We start from the raw sequence: 12,800 nt of genomic DNA, 5'->3' as shown, positions 1-12,800 counted from the left end.
TCAGTTGATTATGCAGCGTCCATGTGCCAAAAAAGTACATGGACGCTATATTTTCGGGCCATCCAAAAGGCCCACATCAGTACTCCATACTTTTTGATGGCCCGCCCATATCTCGGGTGGAAACTCCCCTTCGCCTCCAGTACTTGTACCCCTCTAGCCAGATTACACCTAAGAGCCCCACTATGGCCGACCCAGCTACCTGCCACAGGGATACCTCCTCAAAGCCAAAAACACTCCTGACAGGACTGACCGTCAACGATAGACCGAGAACCAATAGGGAAACGCCCAAAATCAATGGAATCAACGGATTCTTGTACTTTAACGTGGTCCAGACACTATGATAAAACGAGCGGTTAACCAAGGTCAGAAATACATTGCTGAAGACCAGCGCTGCAAAAACCAGTGTACGGACAGATGCTTCGTCTAGTCCTTCCTGTATGGCATAGTAACCCCAGCCCAAACAGGCTGCCGTGATTAGCAGACCCTGGATCAAGCTCACTGAAAGTTCGCGAATAGAAAAAAAAGATTCCCGCACCTTGCGGGGTGGTCTGTCCATTGAACCAGGCTCAATCGGTTCCCGCTCAAACACAATCGAACAGGTAGGACCCATAATCAGTTCTAAAAATATCACGTGTATAGGTGTAAATATATGTACAAACTCCCAGCCTAATAGCAAAGGCATCAAAACGATCAGAATGATCGGAATGTGGATCGAAATGATATAGCGGATGGCCTTTTTCAAGTTTTCATATATCCGGCGCCCCAACGCCACCGCTACCGGCATATGACCCAAATCATCATCAGCCAACACCAACGCAGCAGATTTTTTGGCAATCTCGGAACCCCGTTGGCCCATGGCTATGCCGATATGTGCTGCTTTTAATGCCGGCCCATCATTTACCCCATCTCCGGTCATGGCTACTACTTCCCCGTTTGCTTTCAGTGCTTCGATCACCTTGAGCTTAGCTTCGGGATACATCCGGGCAAATACCTGTACCTTTGAAACCCGCTGTTTCAATTCCTCTATCGACAAATCGTCGACTGCTACCCCTGTTAGAAATTCGTCCCCATGCCGCAGCCCCACCTGATCGGCAAGGGCGATAGCGGTAGTTGCATGATCTCCAGTGATCATCTTTACCTGAATACCTGCTTGGTAAAACTGCCGCAATACGCCCCTAATATTCACTTTCGGAGGATCATAAAAAGCTAAAATTCCCAAAAAATCATATTCAAACTCAAATTGCGTAGCCGGCAATTCCGCTCGGGCGTCAATGCCCCGGCCCACACCGAGCAGCCGGTACCCCTGTCCCAACAAACGGCCCGCGACTTCCTGTATGCCTAATAGATCGGTATCCGAAAGTCTACTTTGGTTTAAAATGCCTTCCAGACTCCCCTTTACTGCAACAATCCGCTTCCCCTCACCCACCTGAAATACGTGGGTCATCATCGGAGGCTTACCACCGAGCGGGTACTCATGCAGCATCTGAGCCCCCGGACGCTCATCTGTAGCGCATAGCTTTCCGTAGTAGGTGTGGATGGATTTTTCCATGGCATCAAAGGGCAGAATCTCCGATGCCCACATACCATAAGCCAACACCTCGGAAAAAACCGCCTTCTCTTCAGCATATTCTATCAGCTTTCCGCTACTAAACTCGTAAATCTGCCGCAGCTCCATGCGGTTTTCTGTCAGCGTACCCGTCTTATCGATGCAGATCACCGTAGAGGCTCCCAAGGTTTCTACGGTGTACGGGCTGCGCGCAATCACGCGCATCTTATACAACCGATACGCTCCAAGTGCCATAAAAGTGCTAAAGGCTACCGGAATCTCCTCAGGCAGCACTGACATGGCTAATGTCAATCCATGCAATAAAGCCGCAAGAAAATCACCAAATGTCAGGAAATTGACCAAACATACCAATACAAAAGCCCCTGCGCCAAAGACCACCATCATCCGTACGAAGCCCCGGATCTGAACCTGTAGCGGAGTTTTCGGTTCTTCAATTTGCTCAAGACTACGTCCGATACTCCCCAACTTCGTGTTTTTCCCAACGGATTCCACTTTAAAAACGGCAGTACCACCCACTACCAGGCTTCCTTGAAACACCTTGGAGTCGTCTGAAGTGGAAGTCTTTGGCAACGCGAGGGATTCCCCTGTAAGCATGCTCTCATTCACTAAAAAATCGTACGATTCGACAAGAGCCCCATCAGCAGGCACCAAGTCACCGTCCTCAAGTACCACAAAATCGCCTACGACAAGCTCTTTCGGATCCAAAGCTACCAAGATACCCTCTCGATATACCTGAGCAGCTGACGATGTGAGGCTCTTCAGTGCCTCCACCGCATTTCGGCTTTTGTTTTCTTGAAAGAGCGAAATGCCGGATACCAAGCCCAGGGCAACCAACATCACGATGCCCTCGGTATACTCGCCCACGGAAAAATAAATCAGCGCCGCCGCTACCAAAAGTAAGAAGAGTGGCTCTCTCACCACTTCAAGCAAAACTTTCCAAAACGTACCCGATTGTTCCTGTATACTATTAGCTCCGAACTGCTGCCTTGAGGCGATTACTTCTTCTACATGTAGTCCATGATAGTGCATCCCGGTTTTGCTCTTTCGGAGAAAAGGTAAGCATAAGAAAAGGTAATAACAAATAGCACTTTTTAATTGCAATTTTGGCCTTTTCAATTCGCTAGTTGCTTGCGGTATACCTACATAATTTCAATCCAAGTTTATAAATTAAACTCTCATTAAGAATAAATTATTTTTACGTTATTTTTCCAAAACAGAATTGCTAATAATTTATTTTTTACAGAATTTAGTAACGCTTTTACAAAATATTACAAAACCTATCACCCAAATCATTCGTCAGATACCGAACATAGGCAAATAGTACCTCAACACACACCTAGTAAATTGATATTCAATATATTAATTAAACATACTCGAAAACCGGAGTAACCTTTTGAACCCTTCAGCAAACACCAACCAACCTAAAATCCACTCGCCTATGCTAAAAATATCTAGCTGAAATTTCAGCCATTTGAATCGGGATGATTTGAATTGCCTTTAGAGGATACCGCAACCGGTTCCTACCCCAACAAATTAACGTACTTCATAGCACTCACGGGACTCGCAAACAATTGTCAAACCGAGGTGGCCTCGCTTTGGACAAGGGGCCCTGTGACCATAACAGAACTATAAAAACACATGAACAAAATACGAACTATCCCTCTCGCTCTATTTAACCGGCTACTTGCACTTAGCATGATGCTAAGTATCTCGGGGAATGGGTTTGCGGCGGAAACCCGAAAAATTGATACCGGGATGATTTTCGAAAGAATGGATTTCGCGGAAGTCTCCGGACTTATCACCAATGAAAACGACGAACCCCTTCCAGGGGCTACGGTGACGGTACAGGGCACCTCCTTAGGCACCGTGTCTGATTTGGACGGTAGATTTAGCCTGAATGTGCCGGACAATGCTGTCTTGGTCATTTCCTATATTGGATATAAAACACAAGTCATCTCAGTTGGGTCTCAAACTGTATTCACCGTGAAAATGGCGCAGGACGAATCCGCCCTTTCCGAGGTATTGATCGTCGGCTACGGTACACAGGAGAAAAAAGATGTGACTGGAGCCGTTTCTTCGGTAAAAGGCGCCAGTATCCAAAACCTCCCGGCTTCAGGCTCTTCTCAACTACTGCAAGGAAGAGCAGCAGGAGTTAACGTGGTCCGAAATGGTGGTGCTCCCGGAAATCAGGGCTCTATCCGAATCCGTGGTACGGGAACATTGAATAATGCAGACCCGCTCATCATTGTGGATGGAGTGCCTGGCGGAAACTTGAATGACATCAACCCAAATGATATTGAATCCATCGAGATCCTTAAAGATGCCTCCGCATCCGCCATTTACGGTACCCGCGCGGCAAACGGCGTGGTCATCGTTTCTACCAAACGCGGGGATTTCGAAAAACCATTGCAATTCTCTGTCAATGGATACACCGGTGTCTCAAACGCTATCAAAACCATCGACGTGTTAGATGCCCCGACGTTAGCTCAGTTAAAACGGGAGCGATTCACCAACGACGGACTACCTGTAAATCCTATTTGGGAAAATCCCGCTTACCAAACACAGTTAACTGACTGGCAGCGTGAACTTTTGGGACAGGGAACGATCAATAACATGGATATTTCCTTAACAGGAGGAAACCGGAATTCTTCATTCATGTTGTCTGGCGGATATTTTGAGGAAAAAGGCATGATCCAGAATTCAGGCTTTAGACGATTGAATTTCCGTATGAATTCTGACCACAAAATAAATGAACGCTTCAAGCTTGGACAAAGCCTCCAATTGATCACGATCAACGAAATCACACCAAACACATTGTCTGCACAGACCGGCGTGTTGTGGAGCGCCATTCGCTTTCACCCAGGACTCCCTGTCCGAAACGCCGATGGGTCCTTCAGCTCCTCGCAAATTTCTGGAGAATTTGGAGATATCAACAACCCCATCTTTACCCAGGAAACCATGGATTCGAGGAATACCACGCACAAGATATTGGGGAACTTCAACGCAGAATACGAAATCTTGGAAGGCTTGAAAGTACGGGCGAATATTGGTATAGACGGGGCGATATCCGACGGCTACAACTTTAACATCATCGTGGCTGATCAAATACGCGCAAACACCAGAAACAGTCTCTCCAGAAGCTATAACGAGTACTACTCGATATTATCGGAATATTTCGTCAGCTACGATAAGAAGATTACCCCAAAAAGTACGGTGGGATTTGTAGGTGGCTACACTACCCAAACGTTTACCTCGGATGGGTTCAATGCAAGCAAGTTGGATTTCCCGGATGAATCCTTCGATCAACGTTTTCTGAACGTAGGACAAACCCTCAATAACATTGGAGGGGTAAAAACCTACGATGCACTCGCTTCATGGTTTGGCAGGGCCACCTACAACTACGCAGATAGGTACTTGGCCACGATGACCTTTCGTGGTGACGGATCCTCAAAATTTGCTCCAGATAGGCGTTGGGGATACTTCCCTGCATTTTCGTTGGGATGGCGTATGTCCGAGGAGGACTTTTTCAGAAATGTCAACTTTATCAGCAACCTGAAACTTACCGGAGGTTGGGGTATGTTGGGCAATCAAAACGTGCCTGGTCTGCAGTATCTGGCTTTGATCAGTTCCGGTAGTAGGTATTCATTCGGCGGCAATCAGACTGTAGGAGCCGCTCAGTCCAGAATCCCAAACCGCTTTATAACCTGGGAATCTGCTGTGATGACCAACATCGGCATGGACATAGGCTTCTTGGAAAACAGACTATTGGCTAACGTCAACTATTTCATCAAAGACACTAGGGATATGTTGATTGCTCCGCCAACCATCGGAACGGTAGGAACAGCGCAGATTCCCAATCAAAACCTGGGTGAACTACGTAATCAGGGACTAGAATTAGAACTTACCTACCGGCAATCCAATCGGAATTTTTCTTACTCATTCAGCGGCAACGCATCTTTCATCCAAAATGAAGTTACCAAGCTCGTGGATGGAAACTTTGTGGGATCCCAATTGTACGGTAGGTCCAGCCAGGAAATATCCAGAACCTACGAAGGGTTCCCCATTGCCAGCTTCTATGGCTGGAGAGCGGATGGTCTATATCAAACCAACGAAGAAATCCAGAACGATCCCAATATTGCAAACGACCCCAGAAGAGCCAATGGGTTAATTAGACCGGGAGATGTTCGCTTCAGAGACTTGAACGGAGACGGCATCGTGGACGAACGGGATCGTGAAATACTGGGAAGCCCCCATCCAAAGGTTGTCTATGGATTGAATGCGGAATTCACTTACAAAGATTTTGACCTAGCACTTTTCTTTTTGGGAAATGCCGGGTTTGAAATCTACAACGCCGACCGCATGCAGGGGCTAGATCCCACCTACCCGTTTAACATGTATGCGGAAACAGAAAACCGTTGGACAGGACCCAATACCAGTAACTCCATACCCAGAATGACGACCCGCAGAGACAATCTAAACCACAGGACTTCAGACCTGTTTCTGGAAAGGGGTGACTTTGTGCGGCTCAAGAATCTTGTCATTGGGTACACCTTGCCCAATGCGCTAAGCAGCAGGGCCGGAATCAGTAGAGCTAGGTTCTACATCGCCGGGCAAAACCTTCTATTATTGACCAACTACTCTGGCATGGATCCGGAGCTGGGATATATCAATAACAACCTCCAGCTTAACGTGGATTACGCGCAGTATCCTCAAGCGAGAACCTGGACCCTGGGCGCTACCGTAACTTTCTAAACGCTGAACGAATCTAGACATGAATAATCTATCAAAATATATTCTCAGTGCGGTAATTACCACCGTAGCATTCGGATGCGATGACAGCATTTTGGACACCATTCCTTATGGTCAGTCTACTTCCTCTCAATTTTGGCGTAATGCCGACGATGCCGTAGCCGCTGCTAATGCCATGTATGAGCCACTCATTCTACATGATTTCTACGGTCACGCGGAGCATACCTTTGACATTCCTTCCGACGACCAATGGAGAGCGGGAGACCATGCGGAGGATCAAGCCATCGAATCCTTTACCTTTGATGCCGGAAACCCCCAATTGAATTACGGCTGGCGGCCCAAATACGAGGTGATCTCCCGGGCAAATGCGGTTCTAATGAACGTACCAGGCATAAATATGGACCAAACACTAAAAGATCGTATCCTTGGTGAAGCTCATTTCCTGAGAGGGTTTGTCTTTTGGAGGCTGTCTGTCATTTACGGGGGTGTTCCACTCATACTAGAAGACGACGTACTCAACAACAACTACAACAAACCAAGAGCTACCCTAGCAGAAACGAGGACCCAAATTGAATCTGATCTATTGAAAGCAGCCCAACTGCTGCCGGTTTCTCACCCGGCAGCGGAATTTGGAAGAGCGCATCGGGGCTCTGCCAATGGACTGCTAGCGAAGCTTTACCTCTACATGGAAGACTTCCCAAAAACGATCGAGTTTGGCCAAAAAGTATTGGATGGTCCTTATGGATTGGCACCAAGCTACGACAACAATTTCCGGATCAACCTACAGCGAAACGCAGAGATGCTCTTTGCTGTTCAGGCATTGGATGGATGGAGAGGTAACAACCACGTCATTTATACCACACCAAGGCCCTGGGGCGGCTGGGATTTTCACCAGCCTATAGACGATCTGGTAGATACCTTCGATGAAAACGATCCCCGATTGGACTATACCGTCTACAAGGTAGGCGATGTGGTCGATCTAGGTGGCAGCAGAGGACCAACCGAGTATACTGCTAACCTATCTGCCTCCGGTTTCCATTTCCGAAAGTATTCCTCCTGGCGACCTACCGGAGGATTGAATGAAGGCCACCATAATCCGATCTTACGTACAGCCGACGTGTACCTCTTGGTAGCAGAAGCAAAAATCCGGTCGGGACAAAACGGGGATGCGGAAATCAACGCTGTGAGGGCGCGTGCCGGTAGAGCCCCGCTCACCAACGCAACGATGCAAGACCTGATCAAGGAACGAAGGATGGAACTCGCAGGCGAAAACCAACGTCACCAAGACTTGATGCGTTGGGACAGGGCCGGGATTGTAGACATTGTCGCCCTGTATGCTAAAGACCTCGGCCCCTTAAAGCCCGGACGTACCTTTCAACGACCCAAACACTACCTCTTCGCCATACCACAGCGAGAGATTGATTTGAGTAACGGCGTTCTAACCCAAAATCCGGGATATTAATCGCGTATGGAAAGGTGGATTGTTACATGGATAATGCTAGGAATGATCGTCACCTGTAACGGGACAAATACCGAAAACCTTATCGGAAAGTGGCGACTGGATTCCGTGCAGTATTACTATAACAACTTTTCCCACAGCAGTACCGGCTGGTACCAAGAAGAAACCTATGAGTATTTACCCACTGACGAGCTTGTCGTCAGTGCGGTAAATGCTTATATGAGGATACCCATTATCGTATCCAAAAAGGAAATCCACCACCTGAATCCGCTCGGGGAAACAGAAGAGATCTACTCCATTCTGAAACTAAACAGAGAATCGTTGGTCCTGCAAGTGGATAACACTCCGCTATTTGCCGGAAACCAGCAATCTAGGTATGAAATCCGCTATTTCTCACGGGTCCCTTAAGGGGAAAAAATCACTGCGAGGACATCAGCACATTGCCAAATGCATCGAAGATTTCCATTTTTACCACTTGACCGGACCACCTGACATACTTGGATGATTGCCCTAAATACCCTGACCCTGCGTAGAGCTCTTTAATGGCTATGCTCCCATCTGCGTGGTGGAGCTTGATAAACGAAGCACCGGAGGGTGGCCTTGTAGGAGTCTCGCTAGGCATGCTATCCGCACGAATCGCCAATTTCCCATCTGTACTGCCAAACAGGTAGATGTACCGGCTACTTTTGGCATGATACAGCGAATGCACAGCTTTCGTATCCCCCTCCAAAAACAGGTTTGATCTGACAGGCTCAAATCCTCCCAATCCATTCCCGGTCAGCACCAAGCCGTACGATGCATCGTATCTACCCGTAAGCACCTCTACTCCATGGAAATTACCCGACAGGAGCAAATCCAAATTACCGTCCCCATCAAAATCCTCGGTCAACGTACCGAAAACAGGCGAAATCTGCGCTTGGTTTGGCAATGCCTGAAACGAAAAATCCGTGCCTGTACGATTCAACAAAATGCCCGAATAAAACGTATCCACCGAAAGTGTGGTAACCTCCTTGGCATCAATACCAGCAAACAAATCCTCGACGGAGCTTTCGGCATAAGTCGCGTAGCTTGGAAACCGGCGCTTGAGCGAAGGGATCTGCGCAAATAAATCGTCGCGCGGATGAATCGGGTACCGAGTCCCCTCGACCATGTGCGAAATTACGGCTTCCCTGGTCCCGTTTCCATCAATATCTGCCACATGAATCTGTAGGGGCCCATCCGGGGCAGTCTTGTAGCGGCTGTTCAGTCCCAGATTCCCCAACACGTAGTCCACATATCCATCCCTATCAAGGTCTGCACCCACGATGCTATTCCACCAACCGCGCGTGTTGGAAAGACCCCATTCATCGGTGACATTTCTTAGTGTACCCTCATCGTTCTTATACACTGTCACCGGCATCCATTCCCCAACTACGATCAGATCCACCCAACCGTCCCGATCAAAATCGGACCAAATAGCCGATGTAACCATGCCGATATTCGTCAGCCCAGGAGCCTTCTGCTCCGTCACATCGACAAATTTCCCGTCTTGGTTTTCCAAAATCATGCTCACCCCAGGTTCCGGATAACGCTGTGGGGAAAGCCTCCCTCCCACAAACAAATCCAGATCCCCATCCCGGTCAAAATCCGCGGCGATCACACAGGACCCACTAACGGGACGGTGGGGAAGCGCCACAGTATCGAGCAAAAAGACCCCATCCCGATTGATATACAATCGGTCTTGGTAGTATCGCGAACCGGACTCAAACTCATTGCCGCCGGACACCACGTACAAGTCCAAATCTCCATCTCCGTCTGCATCGAAAAACAAGGACCCCATATCTTCTTCAAAGGCGTTTCCCGAATCCAAAACCATCCGCCGAAAGGTCCCGTCCAATTGCTGTGTATATAGTTCACCGGATTGCTTAAACGCACCTCCAATAAAAAAATCCTCCAATCCATCTCCCTGGATATCTGCCACCGAGATACCCGGTCCCAGCTGGGACAGCTTATGCGGCAAAAGGGGCTGAATGTTGAAATCGGAAAAATAGGTTTCCCGATGTTCAAATCCGATGCCCAACGAACTATCCGTCAGCATTTCAAAGGTAAAACCAGCCTGGGTCTGCCCCACATGTAAGCTATCGTCTGCCTCCGGTTCATAGGCTATCTCCACTACCCGGTTTGCGCTGACCTGCGTCAGCAGTTGCTTGCGTTGGTCCGGCCAAACCACCATCAACGTATCGACCATAGAATGCGCTCCAAGGCCGAAGTGAATCTTACCCGTAACGGAAGACTGGTACCCTCTACTCAGGTAATGCTCATGAACTTGATGTTGGTCGCCGGTTACTAAGTAAATTTTTGCTCCTATACCGTCTCGGTTATTTTTAGGGCCACGCAAACGAATGCCGAGGTAATTCGACTGTCCCGACGCTGCAAGGTTATTTTTATATAAAAAAGCTGGCTTGCCAGTAGTAGAAATCACCAGGTCCAAGAATCCATCGTTGTTCAAATCGGAATATACTGCCCCGCTGGAAAACGAGCTTTCTGCAAGGCCCCATGTGGTGCTTACATCTTGAAATGTTAAATCTCTCTGATTTTTAAACAGGAAATTGGAGACATGTGCCCCGTCCAACGCCTGTATGGCCTCAAATAGCAGGCGATCCCGTTCCCTTTCACCCGAACCGGCGCCAAAAACACTGGACTTGTAGTCCACAAAGTCCCGGTTGGTAATGTCTCTTGGGTAACCGTTGGTGATAAGCAAATCCTTCCAACCATCGTTATCCAGATCTGCCCATAACGCACTCCAACTCCAGTCTGTCGCGCTAATTCCGGCTAGCTGACCTACATCGCTATATCGAGGCAATCCATCAGAAGCAATCCCCCGGTTCCATTGGAGTGTGTTTCTCATAAACTGAGGCTCGTAACCATACAGCGTCTCTGAGCGAAAACGCTCGTGCAGTGTCATACCAAACATCATTTTTTGACGGAAATTATCCGGCGGGAGCATGTCCAAAGTCACAATATCCAAAAGCCCATCGTTATCAAAATCTCCCACATCGTTACCCATCGCCGAATAACTTGTGTGCCCAAACACGTCGGAAGCATGATTTCGGAAGGTACCATCCTGCTGATTGATGTAAAACAGATCATTGGACAGGTAGTCATTGGATACATAGATATCAGGCCAACCATCTAGGTTAAAGTCACCTATAGAGACCCCCAAACCATACCCCTCGATGGTAATCCCCGCAGCTGCGGACACATCTGTGAAGGTATTGTCACCATTGTTTCGGTACAACTTATCCGTATTGACCATCTCTCCGTCGTTCCGCTTCCTTCGGATTACATTGGGTCCAGTCTCGTCGGTAATATTGTTCAGCAGGTACATATCCAACAACCCATCCCGATCGAAATCAAAAAATGCCGCCTGAACACTGTGGGCCGTATCCGCCAACCCATAGGCGACGGCCATCTCCGTAAACGTATTATCTCCGTTATTAATATATAACTCGTTGGCCCGGCGATCACCTGCATAGGGCCCGGCGAAACAGATGTAAATGTCCTGAAATCCATCCTGATTAATATCAATGATCGACACCCCATTGGCCCACTTCCCTTTGGTATCAATTCCCGATTGACCTGTGATATCTTCAAATCGAAAATTACCCTTATTCAGGTATACGCTACTCTGCCCCATATTCGACGTAAACACCAAATCATCCAATCCATCGTTATTGAGGTCACCCGCGCCAACGCCTGCCCCGTTATAAAAATACTCGAAGGTCAACACGTTGAGATCGCTGCTTTCCAGCAAGGTATTTTGGAAAAAAACACCTGAGTGGGCAGAGGATACCTTTTCAAAAGGAGTCTCCTTGCCGCACCCGGCTAGCAAAAAGAAAGGAACAACCAAATAACCGCATAGAAATCGCATCGGGACAAACAGAATTACGGACGTTTTCCTCGAAAGGTAATCATATAAACGATTCAGTGCAGAAGCTGCGAGGTAAAATTAAAGTTACTATTTAGTCGATTGCTTGGCCTCGGACTTAGCGATTAACTTTTTCACATGTTGTAGCAATTGGTGGAAGGAAACAGAACAAACAAATATGGTATTTTTTGCACCTTTTTTGTCTTGAAAAATGAGATAGTAGAATATTAAACCTATTTTTAGAATTTAGGATAGTTTAGGAATGAATCGAATAAAGGAAGTATTAGAGGAAAAGGGGATCAAACAGACCTGGCTCGCCGAAAATCTTGGAAAGAGTTACAATATGTTCAAAAGCTACGTCCAAAACCGGAAAGGACCTGAATAGTCGGATCGAAATGAAATCCGGTGCCTATTGGATCAATGGGAAACAATTGGACAATGAGTTGCCTGCTTCTAAGAAATTGGATGGAATGCACTTCTCGATCGAGATGGAAACCGGAACAAGTAAAACCTATGTGTATCTACGAACCATCTACGAAATAAATAAGCTTTACGGGTTCAAGAAATTTGTCATCGTGGTCCCATCCGTTTCCATTCGCGAAGGGGTGTTGAAAAATCTGGAAATCACCCATGAGTACTTTCAGAACCTATACGACAACGTCTCGATCAATTTCCAGGTCTATGATAGCACCAAGGTTTCCACATTGAGGGGTTTTGCCTCAACGGACTTTGCACCCTGTGCTATTCTGCTACTCATCGAAAACAATACAACCTTTCCTATAGCCTCAATCCCGTGAAGGCCTACGATTTAGGTTTGGTAAATCAAATAGAGGTGGATTCCGTCATGGAGAAAAATGCCTTCAATGACGCATTCGCCTCTTTGGATTCCATCCAAGCCACCTAGACCAAGGTAACGGCCAAGGTTACCATCAACAGCAATGAAAAAGACGGGGTAAAAAAGAAAAGCTTCGCCGTAAAGGTAGGCGATGACCTTTATAAGCTCTGCAATGAGCAGGAGGTCTATTCCGACGGCTACATCATTGAGGAAATTGATGCTGTAAACCAATGCATCTCCCTTTCCAATGGTAACCTGCTATACAAGGGAGACAAGCTGGAGT

7 protein-coding genes are annotated in these 12,800 nt (G+C 47.4%); 4 read left to right on the top strand and 3 right to left on the bottom strand.

Features of this window, described 5'->3' with window-relative positions:
• Positions 1-76 precede the first annotated feature (76 nt).
• Positions 77-2,596, bottom strand: coding sequence for a cation-translocating P-type ATPase (locus JJU34_RS21060; RefSeq protein WP_228694406.1), 2,520 nt, complete (start codon positions 2,594-2,596; stop codon positions 77-79).
• Between the two features lie 609 nt (positions 2,597-3,205).
• On the opposite strand from JJU34_RS21060, the gene JJU34_RS21055 reads away from it, so the two are divergent.
• From JJU34_RS21055 to JJU34_RS21045, 3 genes are read left to right on the top strand one after another with little or no spacing between them, the layout of a single operon-like run.
• Positions 3,206-6,319: a TonB-dependent receptor gene (locus JJU34_RS21055; protein WP_228694405.1), complete on the top strand. Its 3,114-nt coding sequence runs from the start codon at positions 3,206-3,208 to the stop codon at positions 6,317-6,319.
• A gap of 19 nt (positions 6,320-6,338) precedes the next feature.
• Complete coding sequence (locus JJU34_RS21050) at positions 6,339-7,778, top strand: RagB/SusD family nutrient uptake outer membrane protein (protein WP_228694404.1); 1,440 nt, start codon at positions 6,339-6,341, stop codon at positions 7,776-7,778.
• A 6-nt stretch (positions 7,779-7,784) separates the two neighbouring features.
• Complete coding sequence (locus JJU34_RS21045) at positions 7,785-8,183, top strand: hypothetical protein (protein ID WP_228694403.1); 399 nt, start codon at positions 7,785-7,787, stop codon at positions 8,181-8,183.
• Between the two features lie 10 nt (positions 8,184-8,193).
• Here the strand turns inward: JJU34_RS21045 and JJU34_RS21040 are convergent, their stop codons facing one another.
• Positions 8,194-11,685: a VCBS repeat-containing protein gene (locus tag JJU34_RS21040; RefSeq protein WP_228694402.1), complete on the bottom strand. Its 3,492-nt coding sequence runs from the start codon at positions 11,683-11,685 to the stop codon at positions 8,194-8,196.
• Positions 11,686-12,008: 323 nt separating this feature from the next.
• Here JJU34_RS21040 and JJU34_RS21030 point away from each other — a divergent pair, with 323 nt between their 5' ends.
• Positions 12,009-12,479, top strand: a complete 471-nt coding sequence (locus tag JJU34_RS21030) for a DEAD/DEAH box helicase family protein (protein ID WP_301005428.1) — start codon at positions 12,009-12,011, stop codon at positions 12,477-12,479.
• A gap of 11 nt (positions 12,480-12,490) precedes the next feature.
• On the opposite strand, the gene JJU34_RS21025 is transcribed toward JJU34_RS21030, so the two are convergent.
• Positions 12,491-12,748 (bottom strand): hypothetical protein, encoded by a 258-nt coding sequence (locus JJU34_RS21025; protein ID WP_228694401.1) that lies wholly within the window; start codon positions 12,746-12,748, stop codon positions 12,491-12,493.
• Positions 12,749-12,800: the final 52 nt, after the last annotated feature.

Origin of the sequence: Lunatimonas sp., assembly GCF_020832325.1 — a bacterium.
Taxonomy (GTDB): Bacteria; Bacteroidota; Bacteroidia; order Cytophagales; family Cyclobacteriaceae; genus Lunatimonas.
This window is presented reverse-complemented; position numbering and strand designations above follow the sequence as displayed.

Excerpts from the sequence above, each read along its gene's own strand:
- JJU34_RS21040 (WP_228694402.1), bottom strand. The coding sequence starts at position 11,685 with ATGCGATTTCTATGCGGTTATTTGGTTGTTCCTTTCTTTTTGCTAGCC.
- JJU34_RS21045 (WP_228694403.1), top strand. The coding sequence starts at position 7,785 with ATGGAAAGGTGGATTGTTACATGGATAATGCTAGGAATGATCGTCACC.
- JJU34_RS21050 (WP_228694404.1), top strand. The coding sequence starts at position 6,339 with ATGAATAATCTATCAAAATATATTCTCAGTGCGGTAATTACCACCGTA.
- JJU34_RS21060 (WP_228694406.1), bottom strand. The coding sequence starts at position 2,596 with ATGCACTATCATGGACTACATGTAGAAGAAGTAATCGCCTCAAGGCAG.
- JJU34_RS21055 (WP_228694405.1), top strand. The coding sequence starts at position 3,206 with ATGAACAAAATACGAACTATCCCTCTCGCTCTATTTAACCGGCTACTT.